The sequence below is a fragment of the Qipengyuania sp. SM2512 genome, from assembly GCF_054954005.1.
Genome location: NZ_CM143134.1, coordinates 2,246,004 through 2,271,394, shown reverse-complemented (window position 1 = coordinate 2,271,394; position 25,391 = coordinate 2,246,004). Strand labels below are relative to the sequence as shown.

25 protein-coding genes and 1 tRNA gene are annotated in these 25,391 nt (G+C 65.9%); 14 read left to right on the top strand and 12 right to left on the bottom strand.

The window, feature by feature from the left end; translation table 11 throughout:
* Nucleotides 1–27: 27 nt before the first annotated feature.
* The 3 genes from ffh to ACQ5J0_RS11375 all read right to left on the bottom strand — a co-directional run bounded on the left by ffh (nt 28) and on the right by ACQ5J0_RS11375 (nt 2,168).
* Nucleotides 28–1,506: a signal recognition particle protein gene (ffh, locus tag ACQ5J0_RS11385; RefSeq protein WP_462567602.1), complete on the bottom strand. Its 1,479-nt coding sequence runs from the start codon at nt 1,504–1,506 to the stop codon at nt 28–30.
* A gap of 171 nt (nt 1,507–1,677) precedes the next feature.
* Nucleotides 1,678–1,753: transfer RNA gene (locus ACQ5J0_RS11380), tRNA-Ala, on the bottom strand.
* Between the two features lie 91 nt (nt 1,754–1,844).
* Nucleotides 1,845–2,168 (bottom strand): TIGR02300 family protein, encoded by a 324-nt coding sequence (locus tag ACQ5J0_RS11375; protein WP_305929741.1) that lies wholly within the window; start codon nt 2,166–2,168, stop codon nt 1,845–1,847.
* A gap of 232 nt (nt 2,169–2,400) precedes the next feature.
* Between ACQ5J0_RS11375 and aroA the strand changes: the two genes are divergently transcribed.
* The 6 genes from aroA (at nt 2,401) to ACQ5J0_RS11345 (ending at nt 8,613) form a co-directional block, all read left to right on the top strand.
* Nucleotides 2,401–3,729 carry a 3-phosphoshikimate 1-carboxyvinyltransferase gene (gene aroA, locus ACQ5J0_RS11370; RefSeq protein WP_462567601.1) on the top strand — a complete coding sequence of 443 codons (1,329 nt, stop codon included), beginning with the start codon at nt 2,401–2,403 and terminating at the stop codon, nt 3,727–3,729.
* The gene (locus tag ACQ5J0_RS11365) at nt 3,726–4,007 is read left to right on the top strand and encodes a CBU_0592 family membrane protein (protein ID WP_462567600.1); all 282 of its coding nucleotides are present in this window, start codon (nt 3,726–3,728) and stop codon (nt 4,005–4,007) included. The genes aroA and ACQ5J0_RS11365 overlap by 4 nt, the downstream gene beginning before the upstream one ends.
* A complete protein-coding gene (locus ACQ5J0_RS11360) occupies nt 4,004–4,636 on the top strand; it encodes a (d)CMP kinase (RefSeq protein ID WP_462567599.1) in 633 nt (210 codons plus the stop codon). Before ACQ5J0_RS11365 ends, ACQ5J0_RS11360 begins: the two co-directional genes overlap by 4 nt.
* 391 nt (nt 4,637–5,027) lie before the next feature.
* Complete coding sequence (gene rpsA, locus ACQ5J0_RS11355) at nt 5,028–6,734, top strand: 30S ribosomal protein S1 (RefSeq protein WP_462567597.1); 1,707 nt, start codon at nt 5,028–5,030, stop codon at nt 6,732–6,734.
* Between the two features lie 121 nt (nt 6,735–6,855).
* Entirely contained in the window at nt 6,856–7,611 is a 756-nt protein-coding gene (gloB, locus tag ACQ5J0_RS11350) for a hydroxyacylglutathione hydrolase (RefSeq protein WP_462567596.1), read from the top strand.
* A 27-nt stretch (nt 7,612–7,638) separates the two neighbouring features.
* Complete coding sequence (locus ACQ5J0_RS11345) at nt 7,639–8,613, top strand: NADPH:quinone oxidoreductase family protein (protein WP_462567595.1); 975 nt, start codon at nt 7,639–7,641, stop codon at nt 8,611–8,613.
* Nucleotides 8,614–8,616: 3 nt separating this feature from the next.
* Here the strand turns inward: ACQ5J0_RS11345 and ACQ5J0_RS11340 are convergent, their stop codons facing one another.
* The 8 genes from ACQ5J0_RS11340 to ACQ5J0_RS11305 all read right to left on the bottom strand — a co-directional run bounded on the left by ACQ5J0_RS11340 (nt 8,617) and on the right by ACQ5J0_RS11305 (nt 15,186).
* Complete coding sequence (locus ACQ5J0_RS11340) at nt 8,617–9,183, bottom strand: F0F1 ATP synthase subunit B family protein (protein ID WP_462567594.1); 567 nt, start codon at nt 9,181–9,183, stop codon at nt 8,617–8,619.
* Nucleotides 9,176–9,670, bottom strand: a complete 495-nt coding sequence (locus ACQ5J0_RS11335) for a F0F1 ATP synthase subunit B family protein (RefSeq protein WP_462567593.1) — start codon at nt 9,668–9,670, stop codon at nt 9,176–9,178. The genes ACQ5J0_RS11340 and ACQ5J0_RS11335 overlap by 8 nt, the downstream gene beginning before the upstream one ends.
* A 66-nt stretch (nt 9,671–9,736) precedes the next feature.
* The gene (locus ACQ5J0_RS11330) at nt 9,737–9,964 is read right to left on the bottom strand and encodes a F0F1 ATP synthase subunit C (RefSeq protein ID WP_305929748.1); all 228 of its coding nucleotides are present in this window, start codon (nt 9,962–9,964) and stop codon (nt 9,737–9,739) included.
* 43 nt (nt 9,965–10,007) lie between these two features.
* On the bottom strand, nt 10,008–10,793 hold the full coding sequence (locus ACQ5J0_RS11325) for a F0F1 ATP synthase subunit A (RefSeq protein WP_462567592.1): 786 nt from the start codon (nt 10,791–10,793) through the stop codon (nt 10,008–10,010).
* Between the two features lie 55 nt (nt 10,794–10,848).
* Nucleotides 10,849–11,169 carry an AtpZ/AtpI family protein gene (locus ACQ5J0_RS11320; RefSeq protein ID WP_462567591.1) on the bottom strand — a complete coding sequence of 107 codons (321 nt, stop codon included), beginning with the start codon at nt 11,167–11,169 and terminating at the stop codon, nt 10,849–10,851.
* Between the two features lie 166 nt (nt 11,170–11,335).
* Nucleotides 11,336–11,725 carry a YdbL family probable chaperone protein gene (locus tag ACQ5J0_RS11315; protein WP_462567590.1) on the bottom strand — a complete coding sequence of 130 codons (390 nt, stop codon included), beginning with the start codon at nt 11,723–11,725 and terminating at the stop codon, nt 11,336–11,338.
* A 21-nt stretch (nt 11,726–11,746) separates the two neighbouring features.
* Nucleotides 11,747–12,013, bottom strand: coding sequence for a YnbE family lipoprotein (locus ACQ5J0_RS11310; protein WP_462567589.1), 267 nt, complete (start codon nt 12,011–12,013; stop codon nt 11,747–11,749).
* Between the two features lie 5 nt (nt 12,014–12,018).
* Complete coding sequence (locus ACQ5J0_RS11305; protein WP_462567588.1) at nt 12,019–15,186, bottom strand: intermembrane phospholipid transport protein YdbH family protein; 3,168 nt, start codon at nt 15,184–15,186, stop codon at nt 12,019–12,021.
* 151 nt (nt 15,187–15,337) lie between these two features.
* Between ACQ5J0_RS11305 and radC the strand changes: the two genes are divergently transcribed.
* Nucleotides 15,338–16,036 (top strand): RadC family protein, encoded by a 699-nt coding sequence (gene radC, locus ACQ5J0_RS11300; RefSeq protein WP_462567587.1) that lies wholly within the window; start codon nt 15,338–15,340, stop codon nt 16,034–16,036.
* Between the two features lie 9 nt (nt 16,037–16,045).
* Here the strand turns inward: radC and ACQ5J0_RS11295 are convergent, their stop codons facing one another.
* On the bottom strand, nt 16,046–18,865 hold the full coding sequence (locus ACQ5J0_RS11295) for a DUF3857 domain-containing protein (protein ID WP_462567586.1): 2,820 nt from the start codon (nt 18,863–18,865) through the stop codon (nt 16,046–16,048).
* A 121-nt stretch (nt 18,866–18,986) separates the two neighbouring features.
* Between ACQ5J0_RS11295 and purB the strand changes: the two genes are divergently transcribed.
* From purB to accD, 7 genes are all read left to right on the top strand, one after another.
* Nucleotides 18,987–20,327, top strand: a complete 1,341-nt coding sequence (purB, locus tag ACQ5J0_RS11290; protein ID WP_462567585.1) for an adenylosuccinate lyase — start codon at nt 18,987–18,989, stop codon at nt 20,325–20,327.
* A 71-nt stretch (nt 20,328–20,398) separates the two neighbouring features.
* A complete protein-coding gene (locus ACQ5J0_RS11285; protein ID WP_462567584.1) occupies nt 20,399–20,791 on the top strand; it encodes a DUF1049 domain-containing protein in 393 nt (130 codons plus the stop codon).
* The gene (gene pyrF / locus ACQ5J0_RS11280) at nt 20,788–21,462 is read left to right on the top strand and encodes an orotidine-5'-phosphate decarboxylase (protein ID WP_462567583.1); all 675 of its coding nucleotides are present in this window, start codon (nt 20,788–20,790) and stop codon (nt 21,460–21,462) included. Before ACQ5J0_RS11285 ends, pyrF begins: the two co-directional genes overlap by 4 nt.
* Before the next feature lie 7 nt (nt 21,463–21,469).
* Complete coding sequence (locus ACQ5J0_RS11275; RefSeq protein WP_462567582.1) at nt 21,470–22,102, top strand: phosphoribosylanthranilate isomerase; 633 nt, start codon at nt 21,470–21,472, stop codon at nt 22,100–22,102.
* 68 nt (nt 22,103–22,170) lie between these two features.
* Nucleotides 22,171–23,385 (top strand): tryptophan synthase subunit beta, encoded by a 1,215-nt coding sequence (gene trpB, locus ACQ5J0_RS11270; protein WP_462567581.1) that lies wholly within the window; start codon nt 22,171–22,173, stop codon nt 23,383–23,385.
* A gap of 147 nt (nt 23,386–23,532) precedes the next feature.
* On the top strand, nt 23,533–24,315 hold the full coding sequence (gene trpA / locus ACQ5J0_RS11265; RefSeq protein WP_462570100.1) for a tryptophan synthase subunit alpha: 783 nt from the start codon (nt 23,533–23,535) through the stop codon (nt 24,313–24,315).
* Between the two features lie 216 nt (nt 24,316–24,531).
* A complete protein-coding gene (gene accD / locus ACQ5J0_RS11260; protein WP_462567580.1) occupies nt 24,532–25,380 on the top strand; it encodes an acetyl-CoA carboxylase, carboxyltransferase subunit beta in 849 nt (282 codons plus the stop codon).
* Nucleotides 25,381–25,391 lie beyond the last annotated feature (11 nt).

Genomic DNA, 25,391 nt, shown 5'->3' with positions numbered 1-25,391 from the left:
GTACCTTTCAAGATCAACTAACTGAATCTACTTGTTTTCTAAAAGCTTTCGCAGGTCCGGCGGAAGCGTGTTCGGATCGACGCCCGCACCCTTCTTGCCGCCCATTCCGGGCAGTCCGCCGGGACCGGGGCCGTCCATTCCGGGCATGCCGCCCATTCCTCCGCCGCCGCCGCCGAACAGCGCGCCGAGGCCCTTGAGCCCGCCCATCTTCTTGATCTGTTTCATCGCGCGGGACATCTCCTGGTGCATCTTGAGCACCTTGTTGACCTCCTGCACCTGCCGCCCGCTGCCCGCCGCGACGCGCTTCTTGCGCTTGGCGTTGAGCAGCGCGGGGTTCGCGCGTTCCTTGCGCGTCATCGAGCCGATGATCGCATCCATATGCACCAGGACCTTGTCGTCCATCCCGCTCGACGCCATCGCCGCCTTGGCTTTCTTCATGCCCGGCATCATCCCGGCGAGCATGCCCAGCCCGCCCATGTTCTGCATCTGGCGCAATTGCATCCGCAGATCGTCGAGATCGAACTGGCCCTTGGCCATCTTGCGCGCGAGCGCCTCGGCGTCTTCCTGATTGACCGCCGCGGCGGCCTTCTCGACCAGACTGACGACATCGCCCATGCCCAGGATGCGGCCGGCCACGCGCTTGGCATCGAAAGCCTCGATCGCGTCGAGCTTCTCGCCGGTGCCCGCGAACTTGATCGGCTTGCCGGTGACGAAGCGCATCGAGAGCGCCGCGCCGCCGCGCGCATCGCCGTCCATCCGCGTCAGCACGACGCCGGTCAGCGGCACCTCGTCGGTGAAGCTCTTGGCGACGTTGACCGCGTCCTGCCCGGTCAGGCTGTCGACCACCAGCAGCACTTCGGTGGGGGCGGAGATTCCGGCGACCGCCTTCATCTCGGCCATCAGCGCTTCGTCGACATGCAGTCGGCCGGCGGTGTCGAGCAGCAGCACGTCGGCGGATTGCAGTCTGGCGCTTTCCATCGCGCGGCGCGCGATATCGACCGGCTGCTGACCCGCGATGATCGGCAGCGTCGCGACCGAGGCCTGCTGGCCGAGCACCGCAAGCTGTTCCTGCGCCGCCGGACGGTTGACGTCGAGCGAGGCCATCAGCGCCTTCTTGCCATGCTTCTCCTTGAGCAGCTTGGCGATCTTGGCGGTGGAGGTGGTCTTGCCCGAGCCCTGGAGGCCGACCATCATGATCACCACCGGGGGCTTGGCTTCGAGATTGAGCGTCGCGGGTTCGTCGCCGCCGAGCATCTCGATCAGCTCGTCATTGACGATCTTGACGACCTGCTGCCCCGGGGTGACCGAGCGCAGCACATCCTGGCCGATGGCCTTTTCGGTCACCGCATCGATAAAGCGGCGCACCACCGGCAGCGCGACATCGGCCTCGAGCAGCGCGATCCGCACTTCGCGCATCGCGTCGCGGACATCCTGTTCGGACAGCGCGCCGCGGCCCTTGAGCTTGTCGAAGACGGAGCCGAGCCGATCTGACAGATTGTCGAACATGCTGCACCAACTCCTCTTCGAATGCACCGGGCGCGGCCGCGCGCGATGCCCCGACCATAAGCGAAAAACGCCGGCGGACGAAACCTCGTCGGCCAGCGTGCGGACCTCATTGAAGAGAGAGCCGACTTTTTCTGTCTTCGCCATCTCGCCGGAACCCGGCGGGATGGGAAATGGTGGAGCCTAGCGGGATCGAACCGCTGACCTCAACACTGCCAGTGTTGCGCTCTCCCAGCTGAGCTAAGGCCCCAAACATTTCGCGGATATCGCGCCCTTGCGGGTGCACTATCCTTGCGGGAAGCGCCCTTTATGCAGGACGCTCCCCTTTTGCAACCGCTAAATCAACTCTCTTCGGCGTCTTCGTCGCCCTTGCCCTTGGATACGCCGAGATCGTCGTCGCCGCCGAGATCGACCTCGTTGTCGGGCGAATCGTCGTCCTCGTCGATGTCTTCCAGATCGTCATCGGCCAGATCGGAGTCGGCTTCGCCTTCCTTCTCCTTCTTCTCTTCCTCGAAGGGGATCGGCTGCTTGGACTTGAGAACCGGCTCGGGATTCCATTCCTCGCCGCACTCGATGCAGGTCGCGGGCTCGTCCTTGCCCAGATCGTAGAAGCGGGTGCCGCATTTCGGGCAGGTCCGCTTGGTGCCCCATTCCGGTTTGACCATGTGTAATCCTTGGCTGGACCCCGCCGGTCGCGGCGGGGTTGAATGATTTGTTACATACGTGATGGGATCGCGCTGACCCAGAATCAAGACGGGATATCGGGCGCGCGATCGACTGCGCGCGCGCCTTGCCAGATGGCGATGCCACTGTCAAAGACCGGCGCCTACCCGCCCTCCTCGGCGCGCGGCAAGCCTGCTTTGCTCGCGCGCCCTCCAAACCAAGCGAAAGCCGCGCGTGTCCGCTCACCGCTTCTCCACCCATCGCTTTGCCCCCCAGGGCCCGCTCACCGGTCGCATCCGCGTTCCGGGCGACAAGTCGATCAGCCACCGCGCGCTGATGTTCGCCAGCCTGGCGATCGGCGAGACCCGGATCGACGGGCTGCTCGAGGGCGAGGACGTCCATGCCACTGCGCGCGCGATGCAGCAGATGGGCGCGCAGATCGAAAAAGACGAAAGCGGCTGCTGGCGGGTCCACGGCGTCGGCGTCGGCGGCTTGCTCGAACCTGAGGCTCAGCTCGAGATGGGCAACAGCGGCACCTCGACCCGGCTCTTGATGGGCCTGCTCGCCAGCCACGGCTTTCAGGCCAGCTTCACCGGCGATGCCAGCCTTTCCGCGCGGCCGATGGCGCGGGTGATCGCGCCGCTCTCGCAGATGGGCGCGGGCTTTACCGCGCGCGCTGGCGACCGGCTGCCCATCCTGATGGAAGGCGCGCATCCGGCGGTGCCGATCACCTACCGGCTCCCCGTCGCCAGCGCGCAGGTCAAAAGCGCGGTGCTGCTCGCGGCGCTCAACACGCCGGGGATCACCACGGTGATCGAACCCGTGCCCACGCGCGATCACACCGAGCGGATGCTCTCGGCCTTCGGGGTCGATGTAGCCATCGGCGAGGATGGGGACGGCGCGCGCACCATCGCGATCCGCGGACCCTGCGACATGACCCCCTGCACGCTCACCGTGCCCGGCGATCCCTCGTCAGCCGCCTTCTTCGCGGTCGCGGCGCTGCTGGTGCCGGGCAGCGATCTGGTGATCGAGAACGTCGGGCTCAATCCGACTCGCGACGGCATCTTCCGCGTGCTGCGCGCAATGGGCGGATCGATCGAGGAACTCGAGTGCCGCGAGGTCGGCGGCGAGCCGGTGGCCGATCTGCGCGTGCGCCATTCCGCGCTCAGGGGCGTCGAAATCGATCCCGCCATTGCGCCCAGCATGATCGACGAATTCCCGGTGCTCTTCGTCGCCGCCGCGCTGGCCGAGGGGCGCACCGTCGCCGCGGGGCTCGAGGAATTGCGGGTCAAGGAAAGCGACCGGCTGGCGACCATGGCCGCGGCGCTGTCCGCGGTCGGCGCAAAGGTCGAGGAACATGCGGACGGTCTGGTCATCGATGGCACGGCCGGCACCCCGCTGGCGGGCGGCGGCCCTGTCGCGACGAGGCTCGACCACCGCATAGCGATGAGCATGGCGGTAGCCGGCCTTGCCAGCACCGCCGGCGTCGCCATCGACGATGCCGCGCCGATCGCCACCAGCTTTCCCGGCTTTCTCGAACTGCTGACGGAGGCCACCCGATGATCGCCCCCTCGATTGCCGCCATGATCCACCCCGATGTCGCCACCTTCGTCGGCTTTCTCGGCATGGCCTGCATCATCGCTGCCTACGCCTATCTGACCTGGAAGGCCGAACCCAACCCCTTCCTGCTCCACGGCACCAACCTCGCGGGTGCGGCGCTGCTGACCGTATCGCTGGTGGTGCACACCAATTGGCCCAGCCTTGTGCTCGAGGGTTTCTGGGCAGCGATCGCGCTGTGGGGCTTGGCAAAGGCGGTTCGCGACCGCAAAAGCAAGCCATGATTATCGCCGTCGACGGCCCCACTGCCAGCGGCAAGGGCACCATCGCCAAGGCGCTTTCGGCGCATTTCGGGGTCCCGCATCTGGACACCGGGCTGCTCTATCGCGCGGTCGGCCGGCAGGTGCTGCTCGCTGGCGGCGACCCCGACGACGCCGGGGACGCGCTTGCCGCCTGCCGTTTCGAGGACGGCCTGCTCGATGATCCGGTGCTGCGCGACGAGGAAACCGGCGGGCTCGCCAGCCGGGTCTCGCTCCATCCTTGCGTGCGCGAGGCGTTGTTCGCCCGCCAGCGCGCCTTCGCCACGCAGCCGGGCGGCGCGGTGCTCGACGGGCGCGATATCGGCACGGTGATCGCCCCCGAGGCCGAGGCCAAGCTGTTCATCACCGCCAGCGTCGAGGCGCGCGCGCACCGCCGCTTCCTCGAAATGCGCGAGCGCGGGGTGAAGGTCGCGCTACTCGAGATCCAGGACGATCTGCGCCGCCGCGACGAACGCGACCGCAACCGCGCGGTCGCCCCGCTGCGCCCCGCGGAGGACGCCATGGTCATCGACACCAGCCCGCTCGACCGCGACGAGGCGGTGGCGGCGGCGATCGAAGCTGTCACTTTGGCGATCGGCGGCATCGAGCGCTAGAGCAGGCGGATGTTGGATTGCCGCTGCGACAATCCAACAGATGGACGCCCAACGGGATCGCGACCCTCGTGTCAGATGTGTCAGATGGCCCTGCCGCCCGCCTCATTTCGCTTGCCTACAGCACCCGGTTCTGCTAGCCGCGCCCCCGTTCGACGGGCAGGAAAAGGTCCGCGGCAGGTCAAGCGACAGGATCGATATTCCGCCAGGGTGCCATGCGCCCCATGCCTCGCTTTTCCGCCGCCTTCCCCATCCACCTCGAGAACTTGCGCGCCGGCACCCGGCCCCGCGCAAACAACGGCCTCTTGGCCCACCAAGGCAATCCCGCCGCGGTGGAGAAAGACCCCGGTAGAACCGGCGGCCGGAAATTCGAGTGAACAGGACTACCACACGCATGGCAACTGCGCCCAATCCCACCCGCGACGATTTCGCGAAAATGCTCGACGAGCAACTCGGCTCTGCCGATGACGGCGGCTTCGAAGGCCGCGTCGTCAAGGGCACCGTCACCGCCATCGACAACGGCATGGCGACCATCGATGTCGGCCTCAAGAGCGAAGGCCGCGTCGATCTCAAGGAATTCATGCGCGGCACCGAAGAGCACGGCCTGACCGTCGGCTCCGAAGTCGAAGTCTATGTCGACCGGGTCGAGAACGCCGACGGCGAAGCGATGCTCAGCCGCGACCGCGCCCGCCGCGAAGCCGCCTGGGACAAGCTGGAAAGCGAGTTTGGCGAAGGCAAGCGCGTCGAGGGCCGCATCTTCGGCCGCGTCAAGGGCGGCTTTACCGTCGATCTCGACGGCGCCGTGGCCTTCCTGCCCGGCAGCCAGGTCGACATCCGTCCGGTGCGCGACATCACCCCGCTGATGGAAATGCCGCAGCCCTTCCAGATCCTCAAGATGGACCGTCGCCGCGGCAATATCGTCGTCTCGCGCCGCGCCGTGCTGGAAGAAACCCGCGCCGAACAGCGCAGCGAGCTGATCAACGATCTCGCCGAGGGCCAGGTCATCGACGGCGTCGTCAAGAACATCACCGATTACGGCGCCTTCGTCGATCTCGGCGGCATCGACGGCCTGCTCCATGTCACCGACATGAGCTACAAGCGCGTCAACCACCCCAGCGAGATGATCGAGATCGGCCAGACCGTGACCGTTCAGATCGTCCGCATCAACGAAGAAACCCAGCGCATCAGCCTCGGCATGAAGCAGCTGGAAAGCGATCCCTGGGATGGCGTCGGCGCCAAGTACCCGATCGGCATGAAGCTCACCGGCACGGTGACCAACATCACCGAATACGGTGCCTTCGTCGAGATCGAAGCCGGTATCGAAGGCCTGGTCCACGTCTCCGAGATGAGCTGGACCAAGAAGAACGTCCACCCGGGCAAGATCGTCAGCACTTCGCAGGAAGTCGATGTGATGGTGCTCGAGGTCGACAGCGAAAAGCGTCGCATCTCGCTCGGCCTCAAGCAGGCTCAGGGCAATCCGTGGGACGATTTCGCCGAGAAGTATCCGGTTGGCAGCAAGGTCGAGGGCGAAGTCAAGAACGCCACCGAGTTCGGCCTGTTCATCGGTCTGCCCGGCGACGTCGACGGCATGGTCCACATGTCCGACATCGCCTGGGGGATCTCGGGCGAGGACGCTTTGGCGCTTCACCGCAAGGGTGAAGAAGTCGAGGCGATCGTGCTCGATGTCGATGTCGACAAGGAGCGCATCAGCCTGGGCATGAAGCAGCTCGAAAAGGGTGCACCGAGCGAAGGCGCGGCCACCGGTTCGCTGCGCAAGAACGAGACGGTCACCGTCAGCGTTCTCGAAGTGCGCGACGGCGGCCTCGAGGTTCAGGTCGGCGAAGACGGCGCGACCGGCTTCATCAAGCGCTCGGATCTCGGCCGCGACCGCGACGAACAGCGTCCCGATCGCTTCCAGGCCGGTCAGAAGATCGACGCGCTGGTCACCGGCTTCGACCGGTCGAAGAAGCCGACCTTCTCGATCAAGGCGCGTCAGATCGCCGACGAGAAGGAAGCGGTGGCGCAGTTCGGTTCGTCCGACTCGGGCGCTTCGCTCGGCGACATCCTCGGCGCCGCGCTGAAGAAGTCCGACGAGTCCTGAGCTCGCGAGCACCCTGAGCCGCTCCGGCTGAGGGATCTCGAAACCTGAAACGGCAAGGCCCGCCCTCCCATCCGGGAAGGCGGGCCTTTCCTTTTGGGCTTGGGTGCGTAGAATCGGCCCCATGCTCCAGATTCATCAATTCCCCTGCCTGACCGACAATTACGGATTCCTGCTTCACGATCCGGACAGCGGCGAGACCGCGGCGATCGACACCCCCGACGGTGCGGAATACCTTCGCCAGGCCGAGGCCAAGGGGTGGCAGATCACGCAGATCTGGAACACCCACTGGCACCCCGACCACGCGGGCGGCAACGCTGCGATCGTCGAGGCCAGCGGTGCGACGGTGGTCGCTCCACAGGAGGTCGAGCGTCTCTCGCCCATCGACCGGCAGGTGAGCCATGGCGATACGGTGACGCTGGGAACGCACCAAGCGCGGGTGATCGACGTCTCGGGTCACACCAACGGCCACATCGCCTATCACCTGCCCGCCGATGGCATCGCCTTCGTCGGCGACAGCGTCTTCGCACTCGGTTGCGGACGAATGTTCGAAGGCGAGCCGGCGCAGTTCTGGGACAGCCTCCAGCGAATCAAGGCGCTGCCCGCCGAAACGGTGCTCTATTGCGCGCATGAATACAGCCAGGCCAACGCCCGCTTCGCGCTCCACGCCGATCCCGGCAATGGAGCATTGCAGGCCTATGCCCGCGAGATCGACGAAAAGCGCGCGCGCGGCGAGCCGACGGTTCCCACGCGGCTCGACCGGGAGCTTGCGACCAACCCCTTCCTGCGCGCCGACGAGCCCGCCTTGCAGGCGCAATGGGGCGGAGAGGACCCGGCACAGACCTTCGCCGCGCTGCGCGCAGGCAAAGACAATTTCTAACCCGGATCAGGCGGCGGGAGTCCCCTCTTGAAGGCGCTGCGGGTGACCGCGCTCAGCCCCGACCTCACCGGACTGGCGCTGGCCGATATGCCGAAGCCGGAGCGGGGCCGCGGCGAAGTGCTGGTGCGGGTCCGCGCCGCTTCGCTCAACTATCCCGACCTGTTGATGACCCGCGGCGAGTATCAGTTCAAGCCGCCGCTGCCCTTCGTATCGGGTCTCGAGATGGCAGGCGAAATCGTCGAAGCCGACGCTGCCAGCGGCTTTGCCCCCGGCGACCGTGTCATGGGCGGTGCCAAGACCGGAGCGATGGCCGAATACGTCGCCCTGCCCGGCGGCGCGCTCCGTCCCGTGCCGGACGGCCTATCCTGCGCGCAGGCTGCCGCGATGGGCGCTGCCTATCACACCGCCTATGTCGCTCTGGTCGAACTGGGGCAGCTGGAGGCCGGCCAGACCGTGCTGGTGCATGGCGCCAGCGGCGGGGTCGGTCTAGCGTCCTGCGATCTCGCCCGCGCAATGGGCGCCCGGGTTATCGCCGCAACCCATCGCGCCGACAAACGCGAGGCGCTGGCTGCGATCGCCAGACCCGAAGCGATAATCCTCAACGCCGGCAGATTCCGCGAGGAGGTGTCTGAGCTGACCGGCGGGCGCCTCTGCGATCTGGTCTTCGATCCGGTGGGCGGCGACGTCTTCGACGAAAGCACGCGCTGCGTCGCCTTCGGCGGCAAACTGCTGGTGGTGGGCTTCGTCGCCGGACGGATCCCCGAGATCGCGGTCAACATCCCGCTGATCAAGGGCTTCTCGGTGGTCGGGGTGCGCGCCGGCGAATACGCCCGGCGCTTCCCCGAACGCGGCGAGCGGATTGCCGCAGCCATCGACAACTTGGCGAGCGAGGGCGCGATCACCCCGCACATCGACCGGGTGTTGCCGCTCACCGCCTGGCGGGAAGCGTTTCAGGCCATGGAGCGGGGCGAGATCGTCGGAAAGATCGTGCTCGAGCCGTAAGGCTCACAGCCCCGCGATAATCTCGTCGGCAAGTTCGCGATCCTTCGCGGCATCGTGCTTTTCGGCGATCAGCTTGCGGCTCGCCGCAGTGGCGGCCCGCGCAGCACGGTTGCGCACGTCCTCGATCGCCTCGCGCTCGGCGGCAGCGATCTTGTCCTCGGCCATCCGCTGACGGCGTGCCACCATCTCGGCGCTGTCTTCCTCGGCGCGCTGCATGACAGCGTCTGCCTCGGTGCGCGCATTGGCGAGCATCGCTTCGGCATCTTTCTGCGCGTCGGCGATCTTGGCGGCATATTCGTCGCGCAGCGCTTCGGCTTCGGCGCGCAGCTTCTTGGCTTCATCGAGCTGCTCGCGGATGGCCGCGATCCGGCTGTCGAGGCCGCCGCCGATGGTCTTGTGCACCTTCGCGACGAAGAAGGCGATCAGCAGCAGGATCAGCATGGCGATCGACACCCACTGATACGGCGCCAGTCCCATCAATGTGGGTTCGATGTGCTTCCCCGCGCCTGCATCGACCTCGGTATAGGCCTCGTTCGGTTCGGTGGTGAAAACTTCCGTGGCATTAGCCATGAGCGAGCGATTCCTTAACGGCCTGGGTCGCGACCGGCCGGCTAACCTCGACCCCGGCCAGGCGCCGGACGATGTCCTGCGCCGCATCGGCGGCAACCGCTTCGACCTCGGTCATCGCTTCGGTCCGCGCGGCGTCGATGCGCTGCTCGGCCTCGGCCAGCTGCGCGTCGAGACGCTCCTGCGCCTCCGAGAGCTTCAGCCCGGACTGGGTCGCCGCATCGGCCTTGGCCTTGGCGATCAGATCGTGCGCAGCCGCACGGTTGGCGTTTTCCCGTTCGCGCCACGCCGCTTCCTCTTCGTCGGCGCGGTCGCGCGCGCTCTGGGCGGCAGTCAGATCGTCCGAGATCTGCTTGTCGCGCAAAGACACGGTTTCCATCACCCGCGGCACCATGCCACGACCGACGACGAAGAATGTGAGACCGAAGAACACCAGCAACCAGAACAGCTGGCTGGAGAAGGTTTCGACGGCTTGGGCTATCTGGGGCATGAGGCGTGCTCTTGCAGTGGAGGCGGGCCGGAGACATCCCCCGGCCCGCGCCCGATTACTCGTGTCTTAGGCGACGAAGATCAGGATCATCGCGACGACGAAGGCCAGCAGGCCGAGAAGTTCGGCAGCGGCGAAGCCGATGAACAGGCGGCCCTGCTGGCCGTCGGCAGCACCTGGATTGCGCAGAGCGCCTTCGAGATACTTGGCAAACACGTTGCCCACGCCGAGCGAAGCGAGACCGGCACCGATTGCGGCAAGGCCGGCTCCGAGCAGTTTGGCTGCTTCCATTTCCATGAGATATTCCTTTCGTGTGAACGTCGTTGGTGGATCTTGAGGCTTAGTGAAGGTTCTCGGCGTCGTTGATGTACAGGGCCGTCAACAGCGCGAAGACATAGGCCTGGATGCCGGCGACGAGCAATTCCAGCGCGCAGATACCGATCATCAGGATGAAACTGGGGAGGCCGACCAGCAGGCCGAAGCCAAAGCCGGCATTGCTGCCGTCGATGACGAAGCTGGATAGCACTTCGAGAAGGATGTGTCCCGCCATCATGGCGACGAACAGCCGCAGCGCCAGGCTGAAGGGCCGAACCATGAAGGAGATGAACTCGATCGGCGCGATGAAGGGGATCATCGGCAGCGGCGTGCCATGCGGCACGAACAGGCCGAAGAACTTGAGACCGTGCTTCCAGAAACCGACCCCGAGAACGATCGAGAAGGAGATGACCGCAAGGATGCCGGTCACTGTGAAGTGGCTGGTAAAGGTGAAGGGATGCACGCCCACCACGCCCAGCGGCATCAGCCCGAGCAGGTTGGCGAAGAGGATGAACATGAACAGGCTGAAGACGTAGGGCACATATTTGCGCCCCGCCTTGCCGATGTTCGCCTCGAGCATGTCGTCGATGAAACCGGTGAAGCTTTCCACCATCATCTGCCAGCGCCCGGGTACGAGCTCGCGCTTCATGCCCAGCGCCACGAACGCAAAGAGCACGAGCGTGGTGATGAGCATCCACAGCGCGCTGTTGGTGAAAGCGATATTGTAGCCCGCGACTTCCCAACCCGCCGTGCCGCCAAGCGGCTCGATCGTGAACTGGTGCATCGGATCGACCTTGGCTTCTTCTGCCACTTGAAGAAAATCCCTAATCCTGTGGTCCCGAATTCGGCGTGTTCCCGCTACGGGTTCACTCGTCCGAACTCTTGTTCGCGGAACGGATGACGTTTCTGAAGGCCACGACTATCCCGAGGAACAGTCCGGTCAACAGACCCCAGGGCAAAGTGCCAAACAGCCAGTCGAACAACCAGCCGAGCACCAGACCGCCGAGAATCCCGCCGAGCAAATCGGCCAGAACGCGGTTGCCGCTGCTGTAATTCGCATCGGCACCCGATGTCCGCGGCTTGTTGCGCTGTTCTTCCCGCTCGCGTGCGGCCTTGAGCCGCGCCTCGAGCGCGTCGATCCGCGCATCTTCGCCGATGGGTTCTCTTGCGGGCTTCTCGTCGCTCATGCCAGCCTCCGTTTGATGGGAATGCGCAGCACGGGCAAAGCCGCCCGCCGAGGGCGCCGACCCCTTAGGCGGGGGCCGGAAACGAGTCAACACGCGGCGGGCTCACAAGCCGCGGCGGTCGTCCGGGAATTTGCCCTGTGTTGCTAACCTGTTGCTAATCTGTTGCTTACGGGCAGCGCGGATCGCGCTGCGGCGCGACGGTGCCGCGGGTCTGCCAGCTGCCATCGGGCGCCTGGTATTTTTCGCCCGGCGCGGTCTTGAGGATGGCCTGGCAGCCCGCAGCGAAGGCGTATTCCTCGAGCGTGGCATTGGCAGCCTGCGCCTTGTCCGAATAGACTGCGCGCCGCTTGATGTTGATGCTGTTGACGATCCGGCGCAGGCTTTCGGTCTCCGCGGTTACGATGCCGAGATAACCATCCATCTTCTCGCCGATCTGGCCCGCCGAGCGGGCATTGTCGTAGGCCGGGTCGCGCTGCGCGAAGGCCGGCGCGGCGATACCGCCGACGGCCAGCGCCGCTGCTGCAAGTCCGAGAGCCGTTTTGGTCAGTCTGTTCATCATGTTACCCCTTGTGCGGTATCAGAAGATATCCGCGTTTTCCTCGATCGTATTGCCGGCATCCGCGGCGAGCCGGTAGATCACTTCCTGCCTGATGTTCACGTTCAGCTCGATCACGATCGCCTCCTCGGGAGCGTTCACAGTAATGCATCCTGCCAGCGCGAGCGAAGCCAGAAGCGGCAGCGCCATCCTGTTCCTGTCTGCCTTGAAGCCACGCCCCTTGCCGATCCCCTGCCTGCGGCCGGGTGTCGCAAGCCGCACGCGGCCCGTCAATTGCTGGCCTGTCATAGCGGTCACTCGCTTTCCTGCTCCTGAATGGTTGGTTCGCCCGGATCGATCGCGCCCTCTGGATCGTTCGCGAAGGGATCGTCCGGATCGATTTCGGGTCCGGCCTCCTCGCCGGTGATTTTGCGGCGCAGCAGTCTCGTGCCGTCGTCCGATACGAGACCCAGCCTGCGCGGATCGCGCACGGCGGCCGGGTCGTAGAGCGATTTCATCGAATTGATCAGCTGGTAGAATTGCGCGCGGATGTTGATCCGGAACTGCAGCGGCAGGCGCGCCAGCCGCCGGGTGATGAAATTGCTGCTGGCACCCTCGCCCTGCGCGATGCCGTCGAACCGCACCCGGGTGACGATCTCGCCCGTAAGGGGTCCCTCCATCAGCAGGCGCATCTCCGCATAGTCCAGGCTGCGCAGCGCATCGAAAGCGAAATTGGCCATCGGCGAGAGGTCCTCATAGGTCAGCTCGCCGACATAGGAAATATTGCCTCCCGGCGGTCGGGAAATCAGCACGCCCTCGTCGATCCGCCCATTGCCCGAGGCATCGAAGACGATCGGGATCGTCCCGTCGAACACGCCGGTCGCGGCGAGATTGCCGATATCCATTCGATCGACGAATACGCCCGCATCGAGACCGACCATATCGAAAACATAGCCCCGTTCCTCTTTGATGCCGAAGTCGAGATCGACCTCGCGCAGGATGAGCTCCCCCCCCATGAAGGGCCAACTTCCGCCTTCGACCGACAGCATGGTCCAGTCGCGCAGCTGGAAATCCAGCGTACCGCCGGTGACCTCCACGCCGGGATTGACCGAACCGATGCTCAATCGCTGTTGGGGAGCGGTGGTCAGGCTCAGCAGATCGGTGAAGACAATCGTGCCGCTGGCCCCGCGCACCGGACCGAAGGCCGCGGCAAAATCGAAAGCATCGGTGGTGACTTCTCCCGAACTGGTGACGACGGCTTCGTCCCAGGCGACCCGGCCGATCCCGGCGATGAGACCATCGGCATTGGCGATCACCCCCAGCGCCAGCCGCGAGAGATCGTCGGGCTGCAGCCCTCCATCGAATTCCAGCCCCGCCACCGTCAGCGCGGCCTCGCCCCGGCCCGTGGAGAGATCGTGGAGGATATCCGCGGCAGTCACCACGCGGTCGCTGGCGGGATGGCGCAGCTCGGCGAAGGCGGTGATGATATTATCGACCAGCGACAGCCGCGCATCGCGCGCTTGCAGTGGTTCGAACCGATCGGGCGTTGCGCGATCGAGCAGACGGAAGCTGCCGTCCGTCAGATCCAGCCGTCCATCGGCGTAGCGCCACTCCCCGCTGGTACCGCGAATATCGAGCGGCACTGCCTCGAGCGAGACGTCGGCACCGGCAAAGCTGCCCGCGATAGCCTCGCCGAAGCGCGCATCGAGCTGGTCGATGGCGAAGCGGCTGGCGGTCTGCGCGGGGCCAAGCTCGACATCGATCTGACGCGCGGTCAAGATACCGGGATAGGCGAAGCCGACAGCGCCGGTGGCGAGCCGGACCGGGGTTCCGCCCAGCATCCCAGCCAAGGCAAGGCGCGGGGCACCCGCCGCGATACGCAGGCCCTGCGGTCCGTTTTCGACAATCGCCCGCCCCGGCGGCGGGCACAGGGTCAGCGAATGGCGATCCAGCCTGAGATCGGCGAATTGCAAATGCGCGAATCGGATATCGGTGCATTCGCGCCACAGCGCCAGAACTCCGCCCGGGCCCCAGCGTCCCGAAAGCGGCAGTTGCAGGTCGCGTGCCGATCCGCCGGGCAAGGCACCGCTCATCACCGCCTCACCCGAGAAACCGAAGGCTCCGTCCGCTCGCTGCGTCAAGGCAAGCCTGGGGATTGCCAGGGCCGACCCGCCCGCCTCGTAGCGTGCCATAGCCATGCGCAATACCAGATCGCCCCGGGCGCCGCTTTCCATCCGGCCTGTCATGCTTGGCAGACCCGATCCGCTCATGGCAAAATTGCCCGAGAACCGTGCCGGCCCCGCTCCTGTCCGGCTGGCTTCGACCTGCGAGAGCGAAAGCAGCCGCCGACCGCTTCCGCCGCGCAGCTGAGCTTGCGACATGAACAGCGCGATACCCTCGCCGCGCTTGCTGACGTTCATATCCGCGGTCAGCGAACTGCCGCGCGCCTCGCTGCGCAGAGCCGCGGTGATCCGGCGGGCGATCGGCTCGACCAGCGTACCCGCCCCGGTCTCGGCCAATCCGGAAAGCGCGGCGTCGGTTTGGCGACCGGGCCGCAGGCCGTTCGCTTCGACATCGCCGCGCCAGGTCGCATTTTCAAAGCCGCGCTCGGCGCGGGCCGTCCCATCCAGCGTCACCAGCGCACCGGACATTTGCGGGGTGCTTACCCCGCGCAAGGCAAAGCTGTGGTTTGCAGCCATTATGCCATCGCGCCAGCTCGCCCTGATCGTTCCGTCGAGTCCGTTTGCCGCCATCGCTTCGCTGCCGATCCGGTTCGACCGGATCGATGCGCGCCCGCTGAAATCCTGCAGATCCGGGCTAGCCTTCGCCCGGATGCGCGCCGCGAACTGCGCCAGCGTAATTCCGCTGCAGTCGGCCGATCGCAGCCGCACCGGACCCGCAAAGCTGGGCGCGCCTGCGCTGGTCGTCAGCGAACCATAGGCAGTGGCCCCGAGCAGCGCGCAGTCAGGAAGATCGAGCTGAGGCGCAGTGGCGGCGAATATGCCTGCAAACCCATCGTCGATCCTGCCCTCGCCCTCCAGCTTGAGGCCGATCGGACCATGGGCGGTTTCGAGCAGTCCGCGGCCGTCGCGCACCGTAACGTTCAGCTCGGGAAGCCCCGGCTCCGCGCCGGTCTCGGCAAAAATGAGCGGATCGAGAGTTCCGAAACTCAGCCCCGTTCCCCGCAGCACGCCGAACAGCCGCGGCTTGACGAGAATCACGCGATCGATCGTCGGCGTGCCGAAGCGGTGGCGCAGGCGCAGTTCCACGCGTTCGGCGGTGAAATCGGGACGGTCCGGGTCGCCAAGGACGACATCGGTCAGGATCTGGCTCTGCGCACCGATGCGGGCAATATCGTAGCTGGCCGGGATGCCGTAAGGCGCGAGCTGGTCCTCGATGATGTCGCCCGCGATACGCTCGCGCATCAGCCACGCGCCTAGCACCGCCAGCAGCATCGCCACCACGATGCCGAGCGGACCCATCCAGCGTTTCTTGCGCCAACGCGACCGGTATGCGCGAGGTTGCTCCGCCTCCGCGGCCGCTTGGGTATCGACCCCGTCCATCCGCGTGCCCTTGCGCGCATGGACGGTGAAAGGCAATGCAGCCGTGATCAGTGTCGAGCGGAGCAAAAAATTGCCGCAGCAGACGGATACAAAAACGGCGCATCCCGGCAGCGGCCACCGCGCGCGCCTGCGCGAGCGATTGCTTGCCGGCGGCCCGGAAGCGCTCGCCGACTACGAACTGCTCGAATTCCTGCTCTTCGCCGCGGTGCGGCAGGGCGACACCAAGCCCACCGCGAAGGCGCTGATCGCGCATTTCGGTTCGCTCTCGGCGGTACTGAGCGCCGAACCGGGCGCGCTCAAGCAGGTCAAGGGCGTCGGGGAGGCGGGGGCGGCGGCGCTGTGGAGCGTGTCATTGGCAGCGCGGCGAATGGCGCGGGGGCGGGTGCAGAACGCCCCTGTGCTGGGTAGCTGGCAGGCGCTGCTCGATTATCTTGCGCTCGATATGGCGCATCTCAGGCACGAGCGGGTGCGGGTGCTGTTCCTCAATTCGCAGAACCGGCTCGTGCTCGACCATCTGGCGAGCGAGGGATCGGTCGATCAGGCGGCGATCCACCCGCGCGAGGTGATCCGCAAGGCCTTCGACATCGGCGCGACCGCGCTGATCCTGGTCCACAACCACCCCAGCGGCAATCCCGAACCCAGCCGCGCCGACATCGAGATCACCAATCGAATCGCCGAGGCGGGGCGCCATCTCGACATCACCGTCCACGACCACGTCATTGTCGGCGCCAACACGCATGTCTCGCTGCGCGCCAAGGGGCTGATTTGAGGCTGAGCGCTAGGGGACCAGACCCCAGACCGCATATTGGCGTTCCACGCTCGGCTTCATGAGCTTGGCCTCGGCGATCGAAGCCTGCCCGGCTTTCCGATCGCCCATCGCGATCAGGATCAAGCCCCTGAGAAATCGCGTGTCGGGCATCTGGCGATATTCGCCCAGCGCCGCATCGGCGTCGATCAGAGCGGCTTCGTAATTACCGAGCCGATACTGCGCCAGCGCCCGGCTATCGAGCGCGGCCGGGGAAAAGTCGGATTTCTCGACCGCCCCGACGCAGGTGTCGAGGATCTCCTCGTTCACGAGGTCCCATTTGCCGCTTTCCCAGCACAGGGCGTTGAGCAGCCCGCCATCGCCCGGCCGTGACGACAGGGTCGATCGAAGGAGCTCGATACCTTCCTCGGGGCTTCCGGCCCAGCCCAGTGCGATGCCGAGGATCTCATCCGCTTCGTGAGGCGCTTCCGCAAAGCCGGCATAGTCCTCGGCCAGGCTCCGCGCATCCTCGCCCTGCCCCATCAATCCCAGCAGCTCGATTTGGGCGTAGTAGGTGCTTCCGTCGGGATCGCTGTCCTCGGCCATGCGATAGTCTTCCAGCGCCGCTTCGTAATTGCCCAGCATAAATCGAGCACCGCCGCGGGCGAGGTAGAGATCGGCAGTCGGATCCATGGCGATAGCGGCGTCATAGTCCTCGATGCTGCCGGCATGGTCGAAGGTACCGCTGCGGAAGGCTGCCCGGTTGATCAGCGCGGAACTGTCGAAGTCCTCGGCATCCTCGATCAGCGTCGCATAGGCTTCTTCGAGCGGCGCCAGCGCTGAGCGGTCGCTGCCATAATCCCAGGCACGCCGCGTGGTCTCCGGTGCCTGGGCGATCGGCAGTGCGCGGAGATGTTGCGCCAGTTGCCGTTTGACCGCGGTCAGCTGCGCGGCCGGCAACTCTTCCTTGTAGGAACGGCGCGACTGCTTGAGTGCAAGTTTCTCCCCCGCCATCTCGACATCCGAGTAAACCTCCACACCGCCGATAACCGCTTCGATCGCGTCGCCATTGCGCAGCGTGAAGCCCCTACCCGCTTCGGGAAGAATCACTTCGAGTTCGGTCATACCGAAATATGGCCCGTTCAACCGGATGGGGATATCGCGCCACTCCGCCCGCGAGCGGGTGGCGGCAAAATCGAGCTGGGCCGCGATCTGCGCGGGCGGCGAAAGTTGATAGATGCCGCGCTCCGGCCTCCACGGCGAAGTCATCACTCCCTTGGCAGTGATCCTGGCCAGCCCGGGCTCGTCGTCGTAGGAAATCGCATAATCCACCATCTGAACCGGGCCGAGCTCGGAACCGACGATATTCTGGACCGCGTCGCGCTGCAGTTTGCCCTCGTCCAGATCGGCGGTCGAGCGCAGCGCCGCGCCCATCGATCCGCTGCGGACGATCTCGACATCGAACAGCGTCGGCACCGCCACGCCCGCGCTCTGGTCGAGCGTCAGGCGAACGGTCTGGTCGGGGAAAGACTGCGGGCGCTCGTCCAGCTCGACGAGCTCGGCCCCGCCATCCCGCACCGGGAGGGCGTGATGGAAGCGAGGAACCTCATCGATGTTCGCAAGCCGCGTTCCTGCACTGGTCCCGTCGAGCCAATAATTCTTGCCGGCGATCTCGGCGCGCACGATGATGTGGTCGAAATTACTCGCCATCGGCAACAATTCGGCCACCGCGTCGCCGCCCGTGCTGCGAACCAGCACCGCCTCGCTCTCGACACCGAGCTCATGCAGCATCGCAAGCAGGAGATAGGATTTCGCCTTGCAGTCGCCGTAACGAAAGTCCCACGTCTCCTGCGGCGACTGCGGAAGATAATTGCCCCCGGCCATGCCGTTCGCCAAATAGCTTATCTGGTCCTGGACCAACCGCGTGGCCAGCGCCGCCCGTTCGAGCGGATCGGAGGTCTGCGCCGCGATCGCCGCGACTTCATCGGAAAGTTCGCTACCCGGCGCGATCGTGCCTTCGGTGCGATAATGGGGTGCCATCACCGCGGAAACCTCCGCGTAATCGGCAAAGCTCGTGACCTGGATCATCGGCCCCAAGAGATAGCGGAACGGCGAACTGTCGGGCTTTTCGGGCGCTTTGGGCAGCGGCAGAGCGATATCTACGATCCGGTATTCACCCTTGAATTTGGGAGCGATGTCTCCTTCGACTCCGCGAATCTTCCACTCGACGTCCATGTCGGCCGGCCAGGACACGGTGACCCGCCCGCTCTCGAGCGGGATCGGTTCGGCAATCAACTGATCGGTCCATTGCACCTCGCGCCCCAGCGCCTGGTCGGTCACCGTCGTCGAGAATGCCATGCGCAGCACGTCGCCGATCTGCGCACCCGACAGCGGCATTGTCGCGGTCAGCATTCCGTTGAGCTCGCGCTGCTCGAGCCGCGCCTCGCGCCGCAGCACCTCGAATCGATTGCCCTGTGCCAGCACATCGATCACCTCGTCACCGCGCAGCAATTCGATCCGGTGGACGGTCAGATCGCCCTTGTCGGGAAGCCAAGCGGTCTGCAGCGTCCCCATCTGCGTGAGCGCTTCGGGGGAATCGAGCCGGATGGCGGCGTCGGTGTAGACCCACAACTGCCCCTCTTCGAGCCGCACCTGCTTTTCCGCCAGCAGCAGCGGGCCGCGACTGTCCCGCACGGCGTCGAGCTCGGCGATTTCGACCCAGGATGGCGGCGCATCGTAGAGCGGGACCTCCCCGGCATAGGCCGGACAGACCGCGAGCGCGGCGCAAGAAGCGGCAAGCGTAATGGCGATCCTGTTGAAATGCATGGTTTCCCCCCCGACCGAATGCCCCATCCGGTGTAGCGCGACATTGCCGTTCGCCATGGCAAAGATCAACCGCCTCCCACAGGCACCTACCTTGCCAATCCCGCGCCGGACTTCTAGCCGCGCTGCAGCCCCTTACCCGGAGATTCCCATGGTCCCCCGCTACGCCCGTCCTGCCATGACCGCCATCTGGGAGCCGGAGGCGCGCTATCGCATCTGGTTCGAGATCGAGGCGCATGCGACGCAGAAGCTGGGCGAGCTGGGCGTGGTGCCGGTCGAAGCGGGCGAGGCGCTATGGGCCTGGTGGGCCACCGATCCCGCGATCGACGTCGAGGCGATCGACGAGATCGAGGCGGTCACCAAGCACGATGTGATCGCCTTCCTCACCTGGGTCTCCGAGCAGGTGGCCGCGCATTCCGGGCAGGACTGGGCGCGCTTCATGCATCAGGGCATGACCAGTTCCGACGTCCTCGACACCACGCTCGCGGTGCAGCTCGCACGCGCCACCGATCTCCTGCTCGAGGATATGGACGGGCTGCTCGCCGCGCTTCGGACCCGCGCGATGGAGCACAAATACACCCCCACCATCGGGCGCAGCCACGGGATCCATGCCGAGCCGGTGACCTTCGGGCTCAAGCTCGCGCAGGCCTATGCCGAATTCGAGCGCTGCCGCGCCCGGCTCTGGGATGCGCGCGCGGAAATCGCCACCTGCGCGATCTCGGGCGCGGTCGGGACCTTCGCCAATATCGATCCCGAGGTTGAGGCCTATGTCGCGCAGAAACTCGGGCTGGTTCCCGAGACGATCTCGACGCAGGTGATCCCGCGCGACCGCCACGCGATGTATTTCGCCACGCTGGCGGTGGTAGCCGGATCGATCGAGCGGATCGCAGTCGAAATCCGCCATCTGCAGCGCACCGAGGTGCTCGAGGCGGAGGAGTATTTCTCGCCCGGTCAGAAGGGATCGAGCGCCATGCCGCACAAGCGCAATCCGATCCTCACCGAAAACCTCACTGGCCAGGCACGAATGATCCGCGCCTATGCCCTCCCCGCGCTCGAGAACGTCGCGCTGTGGCACGAACGCGATATCTCGCATTCCTCGGTCGAGCGCTTCATCGGCCCCGATGCCACCGTCACGCTCGATTTCGCGCTCGCGCGGCTCACCGGCGTGATCGAGAAGCTGCTGGTCTATCCCAAGCGCATGCAGGCGAACATGGACCGCATGGGCGGGCTGGTCCATTCGCAGCGCGTGCTGCTGGCGCTGACCCAGGCCGGGGTCAGCCGCGAGGACGCCTATGGCATCGTCCAGCGCAACGCGATGAAGGTGTGGGAATCGGACGGTCGGATGCAATTGCTCGAACTTCTTCAGCAGGATCCCGAGGTGACCGCAGCGCTGCCCGAAGGCGAACTCGAAGAGAAATTCGACCTCGCCTATCACTTCAAGCATGTCGACACGCTGTTCGCGCGGGTGTTCGACGAGCAGCCGGAAGGCTGAGCTTGCGGCTTTACGCCACCGCTGCCCGGGCCTAGCATCAGCCCCATCGTACACGGAAGGAATTGGAGGCCATGCAGATCATCCGCACGCTCGTCTGGGTGCTGATCCTGGTCGTGCTGCTCGTCTTCACCGCCTTCAACTGGCGGCCGGTCGAGGTGACGATCTGGACCAACACCGTGCTCGAAACCAAGATCCCGGCGCTGGCGATAACCGCCTTCCTGCTCGGACTGGTGCCAATGTGGCTGATCCATCGCGGCACGAAATGGCGGCTGGAACGGCGCATCGCGGCGCTGGAATCGGCGGCGCGGGTCGGAAGCCGGTCGCGTGCGCCGACGCAGCCCGATGCGCTCGCGCCGACGCGGCCGACCGCCGAACCCGCCGATCCGTTCAACCCGGCACCGACCGCGCCTTCCTCTTCCTCGTCCGCTTCTGCAACCTCCCCAACTACGAACCCCAACCCATGAGCAATCCGGTCTATCTCGCCCTCGACGAACCCCGTCTCGCGGAAGCGCATGCGCTTGCGGAACGCGCCCGGCCGCATATCGGCGGCATCAAGCTTGGGATGGAGTTCTTCTACGCTCATGGCCATCACGGCGTGCTCGACATCGCGCATCTCGGCCTGCCGATCTTTCTCGACCTCAAGCTGCACGACATCCCCAATACCGCCGCGCGCGCTATGCAGGCCGTGGGCGTGCTCGAACCGGCGATTGTCACCGTCCACGCCAGCGGCGGCAGGGCGATGATGGAGGACGCCAAAGCGGCCGCGGGCGAGAATTGCAAAGTGGTCGCCGTGACCATGTTAACCAGTCTCGACGAGCGCGATCTCGATCGCACCGGGGTGGCGGGTTCGCCGCACGATCATGTCATGCGTCTTGCCAATCTGGCGCGCGAGGCCGGGCTCGACGGAATCGTCTGCTCGGGCCGCGAGGTTGCAGCCGTGCACCGCGACTGGAAGGAGGGCTTCCTCGTGGTGCCCGGCCTGCGCCCCGCGGGCAGCGCGGCGGGCGATCAGAAGCGCGTCGTGACCCCGCGCCAAGCGCGCGACGACGGGGCCAGCGTGCTGGTGATCGGCCGGCCCATCAGCCGCGCCGCCGACCCGCTCGCGGCGGCAAGAGACATCGAAGCGACACTGTAGGATACCCATGACCACGCAGATCAAGATTTGCGGGCTCTCGACGCCCGAGACGATGGACGCCGCCATCGATGCCGGTGCGACACATGTCGGGCTGGTCCATTACGAGAAGAGCCCGCGCCACGTCGCGCTCGAAGACGCCGCCAAGCTGCGGCGCCGGGTGCCCGAAGGCGTCAAGCTAGTGCTGGTGACCGTGGCGATGGAGCCGCAATATCTCGCGCGCTGCTACGAGGCGCTGCGCCCCGACGTGATCCAGTTCCACGGCTCCGAGACGTCCGAATGGATGGCGCTGGTGCGCAAGACGATCAAGGTCGAGACCTGGCGCGCGGTCGGGCTGCGCGAGGCCGCGACGCTCGAACGCGCGCGCCAATTCGCGGATTCCAGCGACCTGCTGCTGTTCGATGCGCCCGCCAAATCGCTCCCGGGCGGCAATGGCGTCTCGTTCCAGTGGGACCTGCTCCAGGGCTGGGAGCCGTTCATGCCCTGGGCGCTCGCGGGCGGGCTGACCCCGGAGAATGTCGGCGAGGCGATCGCGATCACCGGCGCGCCGCTGGTCGATGCCTCGAGCGGGCTCGAAACCGCGCCGGGCGTGAAAAGCGTCGAACTGATCCGCGCCTTCTGCGAGGCCGTGAAGCGCGCGTAAACTCGCGGTGCGCAGGCACAAACGCAAGCTGTCTCGACTTCGTCGGGCACGACCGCCATGGGGATCCGATGGACACCAAGCCCAACTCCTTTCGCACCCAGCCAGACGAACGCGGCCACTTCGGCGATTACGGCGGTCGCTACGTGGCCGAAACGCTGATGCCACTGGTGCTCGATTTGGAGCGCGAATACCGCAAGGCGCAGGCCGATCCGGCGTTCAAGGCGCAGTTCGACGATCTGCTCGAACATTACGTCGGCCGCCCCAGCCCGCTCTATTTCGCCGAGCGGCTCACCGAAGCGCTGGGCGGCGCGCAGGTCTGGTTCAAACGCGACGAGCTCAACCACACCGGCGCGCACAAGATCAACAATTGCATCGGGCAGATCCTGCTGGCGATCCGGATGGGCAAGACCCGGATCATCGCCGAGACGGGCGCGGGCCAGCACGGGGTCGCTACCGCTACGGTTTGCGCGCGCTTCGGCCTGCCCTGCGTGATCTACATGGGCGCGGAGGATATCCGCCGTCAGCAGCCAAACGTGTTCCGAATGAAGCTGCTGGGCGCAGAAGTGGTGCCCGTCACCAGCGGGCGCGGCACGCTCAAGGATGCGATGAACGAGGGGCTGCGCGACTGGGTCGCGAATGTCCACGACACCTTCTACATCATCGGCACCGCTGCAGGCCCGCATCCCTATCCCGAGATGGTCCGCGATTTTCAGAGCGTCATCGGCAAGGAAGCGCGCCAGCAGATGCAGGACCGCATCGGCCGTCTGCCCGATCTGCTGGTGGCGGCGATCGGCGGCGGCTCCAACGCGCTCGGCCTGTTCCACCCCTTCCTCGACGATCCGGAAGTGAACATGCTCGGAGTCGAGGCGGCGGGTCACGGGCTCGACGGCAGCGAACACGCCGCCAGCCTGCTCGGCGGCTTCCCCGGCGTGCTCCACGGTAACAAAACCTATCTGCTGCAGGACGAGGACGGCCAGATCACCGAGGGTCACTCGATCAGCGCCGGTCTGGACTACCCCGGGATCGGCCCCGAGCACGCCTGGCTCAAGGACAGCGGCCGCGTCGAATACACCGCGGTCACCGACGACGAGGCGCTGGAGGCGTTTCAGCTTCTGTGCCGCACCGAGGGGATCATACCCGCACTCGAACCCGCCCACGCCATCGCTGCAGTGCAGAAGCGCGCGGCGGAGATGGACCGCAACGCAATCATCCTCGCCAACCTGTGCGGGCGCGGCGACAAGGACATTTTCACCGTGGCCGATAAGCTCGGGGTGGAGATCTAGTGCACACCCACTCCCCTCCCGTCACCCCGGACTTGATCCGGGGTCCCGCTTCCTTTTTGCCCGGTCGAAGCCAGCGGGATCCCCGCCTTCGCGGGGATGACGGTAAAGATGACAACGGAATATCGAGCCGAAGTGCGTGCCTCCTCGATGACTGATCGCCTCTCCACCACCTTCGCCAAACCTCACCCAGCCCTCGTCTGCTTCCTCACCGCAGGCGATGGCGAAACCGCGGCCAATCTCGATGCGCTGGTCGCGGGCGGCGCGGATGTGATCGAGCTGGGAATGCCGTTCACCGATCCGATGGCCGATGGCCCCGCGATCCAGAACGCGAACATTCGCTCGCTCAAGGCAGGCACGACCACCGCCGACGTGTTCGCCATCGCCACGGGCTTTCGCCAGCGCCATCCGGAGGTGCCGCTCGTCTTGATGGGCTATGCCAATCCGATGATCCGGCGAGGCCCTGAATGGTTTGCCGATGCGGCGAAGAAGGCAGGCGTCGATGGGGTGATATGCGTCGATATCCCGCCCGAGGAGGACGATGCGCTCGGCCCGCAGCTTCGCGCCGCGGGGATCGCGCCGATCCGCCTCGCCACTCCCACCACCGATGCCGCGCGGCTGCCCGCGGTGATCGAGGGGAGCGAAGGCTTCCTCTATTACGTGGCGGTGGCGGGGATCACCGGCATGCAGCAGGCGGCGATCGGATCGATCGAGGACAACGTCGCGCGGATCAAGCGCTCGACCGATATTCCGGTTGCGGTGGGATTCGGTGTGAGAACACCCGAACAAGCCGCTGAAATCGCGCGAGTCGCGGATGGCGTGGTGGTCGGATCGGCGCTGGTCGAGTTGGTCGCCGAGCACGGACGGAACGCGCCGGAGCATCTGCGGGCGCTCACTCGTTCACTTGCTGAAGCGGTCCACTCGGCGCGTTAGCCTCTGTACCGTCATTGCGAGCATCCGTCAGGACGCGCGGCAATCCATGGAACGGCACTGCAGGCGGCGCGCGGGTTGCAAGGGCGGTCCATGGATTGCCGCGTCGCCCTGCGGGCTCCTCGCAACGACGAGGCTTGGAAGGGGCGGATGCGCAGAACCCATGACCATCCACCCTTCGGCTCGCAATGACAGATTTTTGACGCTAAGGCCCTCTGCATGAACTGGTTCAACCGCGTCCGCAATTCGCTCGCCTTCCTTCCCAAGCGCGCGACCGAGAAGGATCTCTGGGTCAAATGCCCGGGATGCCAGCAGATGGTCTTCGCACAGGAATATGCCGAGAACCTCTCGGTCTGCCCACGCTGCGAGCATCACGGCCGGATCGGCGCCGACGAGCGGCTGCGGCAATTGCTCGACGAGGGCTATGATGTCCTGCCCCAGCCCGAGGTCCGCGAGGATCCGCTCAAGTTCCGCGACACCAAGAAATACACCGACCGCCTCAAGCAGGCCCGAGCCAAGAACCCGCACCGCGATGCCTTTACGGTGGGTTCGGGCACGATCGAGGACCGCCCGGCGGTGGTCGGGGTGCAGGATTTCGGCTTCATGGGCGGCAGCATGGGCATGGCGGTGGGCACCGCCTTCTGCCAGGGCGCCGAGCGCGCGCTGACCCGGCGCTGCCCCTATATCGTCGTCACCGCCGCGGGCGGCGCGCGGATGCAGGAGGGCATTCTCAGCCTGATGCAGATGCCCAAGGCCACCGTGATGACCCGGCGGCTCAGGGAAGCAGGCCTGTCCTATATCGTCGTGCTGACCGATCCCACCACCGGCGGCGTTACCGCGAGCTATGCGATGCTGGGCGATATCCACATCGCCGAACCGGGTGCGCTGATCGGTTTCGCTGGCCAGCGGGTGATCCAGGACACGATCCGTGAACAGCTCCCCGACGGCTTCCAGCGCGCGGAGTATCTGCACAAGCACGGCATGGTCGACATGGTCGTCCACCGCCACGAGCTGAAAGACAGGCTGGCCACGGTGCTCGACTATCTGCAGCCCAAGGTTGCGGCGTAATCGCCAGCGGC

Excerpts from the sequence above, each read along its gene's own strand:
- ACQ5J0_RS11315 (WP_462567590.1), bottom strand. The coding sequence starts at position 11,725 with ATGAACAGACTGACCAAAACGGCTCTCGGACTTGCAGCAGCGGCGCTG.
- trpB (WP_462567581.1), top strand. The coding sequence starts at position 22,171 with ATGGACACCAAGCCCAACTCCTTTCGCACCCAGCCAGACGAACGCGGC.
- trpA (WP_462570100.1), top strand. The coding sequence starts at position 23,533 with ATGACTGATCGCCTCTCCACCACCTTCGCCAAACCTCACCCAGCCCTC.
- ACQ5J0_RS11305 (WP_462567588.1), bottom strand. The coding sequence starts at position 15,186 with ATGGGTCCGCTCGGCATCGTGGTGGCGATGCTGCTGGCGGTGCTAGGC.
- ACQ5J0_RS11335 (WP_462567593.1), bottom strand. The coding sequence starts at position 9,670 with ATGCCCCAGATAGCCCAAGCCGTCGAAACCTTCTCCAGCCAGCTGTTC.
- purB (WP_462567585.1), top strand. The coding sequence starts at position 18,987 with ATGGTCCCCCGCTACGCCCGTCCTGCCATGACCGCCATCTGGGAGCCG.
- ACQ5J0_RS11330 (WP_305929748.1), bottom strand. The coding sequence starts at position 9,964 with ATGGAAATGGAAGCAGCCAAACTGCTCGGAGCCGGCCTTGCCGCAATC.
- ACQ5J0_RS11340 (WP_462567594.1), bottom strand. The coding sequence starts at position 9,183 with ATGGCTAATGCCACGGAAGTTTTCACCACCGAACCGAACGAGGCCTAT.
- ACQ5J0_RS11310 (WP_462567589.1), bottom strand. The coding sequence starts at position 12,013 with ATGACAGGCCAGCAATTGACGGGCCGCGTGCGGCTTGCGACACCCGGC.
- accD (WP_462567580.1), top strand. The coding sequence starts at position 24,532 with ATGAACTGGTTCAACCGCGTCCGCAATTCGCTCGCCTTCCTTCCCAAG.
- pyrF (WP_462567583.1), top strand. The coding sequence starts at position 20,788 with ATGAGCAATCCGGTCTATCTCGCCCTCGACGAACCCCGTCTCGCGGAA.
- rpsA (WP_462567597.1), top strand. The coding sequence starts at position 5,028 with ATGGCAACTGCGCCCAATCCCACCCGCGACGATTTCGCGAAAATGCTC.
- ACQ5J0_RS11375 (WP_305929741.1), bottom strand. The coding sequence starts at position 2,168 with ATGGTCAAACCGGAATGGGGCACCAAGCGGACCTGCCCGAAATGCGGC.
- ACQ5J0_RS11285 (WP_462567584.1), top strand. The coding sequence starts at position 20,399 with ATGCAGATCATCCGCACGCTCGTCTGGGTGCTGATCCTGGTCGTGCTG.
- ACQ5J0_RS11295 (WP_462567586.1), bottom strand. The coding sequence starts at position 18,865 with ATGGGGCATTCGGTCGGGGGGGAAACCATGCATTTCAACAGGATCGCC.
- ACQ5J0_RS11320 (WP_462567591.1), bottom strand. The coding sequence starts at position 11,169 with ATGAGCGACGAGAAGCCCGCAAGAGAACCCATCGGCGAAGATGCGCGG.
- ACQ5J0_RS11275 (WP_462567582.1), top strand. The coding sequence starts at position 21,470 with ATGACCACGCAGATCAAGATTTGCGGGCTCTCGACGCCCGAGACGATG.
- ACQ5J0_RS11365 (WP_462567600.1), top strand. The coding sequence starts at position 3,726 with ATGATCGCCCCCTCGATTGCCGCCATGATCCACCCCGATGTCGCCACC.
- ffh (WP_462567602.1), bottom strand. The coding sequence starts at position 1,506 with ATGTTCGACAATCTGTCAGATCGGCTCGGCTCCGTCTTCGACAAGCTC.
- gloB (WP_462567596.1), top strand. The coding sequence starts at position 6,856 with ATGCTCCAGATTCATCAATTCCCCTGCCTGACCGACAATTACGGATTC.
- ACQ5J0_RS11360 (WP_462567599.1), top strand. The coding sequence starts at position 4,004 with ATGATTATCGCCGTCGACGGCCCCACTGCCAGCGGCAAGGGCACCATC.